The sequence below is a fragment of the Kiloniella laminariae genome (genome assembly GCF_027214005.1).
Lineage (GTDB): Bacteria > Pseudomonadota > Alphaproteobacteria > Kiloniellales > Kiloniellaceae > Kiloniella > Kiloniella laminariae_A.
Window position 1 is genome coordinate 1 of sequence record NZ_JAPWGY010000043.1, and the last position, 259, is coordinate 259.

Sequence of the window (259 nt, forward strand, 5' to 3'; positions counted from 1 at the left end):
ATTACATGCTATTTAGAATAAAATAAACAATAAAATAAACAATAAAGGGGAGAAGGGGACTATGATTTTAAAGGGGCGGTCCAAAATATTGACACTTGCTGTTTTGCTAAGTGCTTTTTCGTCATATACAGTGGCTTTTGCTGAACCTGCTATGCAACCATCAGCTGCTAGTGATGCAGGGGTACAACTTAATAGGACGAAAGAATATTTAGAAAATCAGCGTGTTGCTCAGCAAATAGCGGAAGAGAAAGCAAAGAAG

1 protein-coding gene is annotated in these 259 nt (G+C 37.5%); it reads left to right on the forward strand.

The window, feature by feature from the left end; all coding sequences use genetic code 11:
- Window positions 1–61: 61 nt before the first annotated feature.
- Window positions 62–259 (forward strand): hypothetical protein (locus O4H49_RS20545; RefSeq protein ID WP_269425302.1); only part of this gene is annotated, 198 nt, incomplete at its 3' end.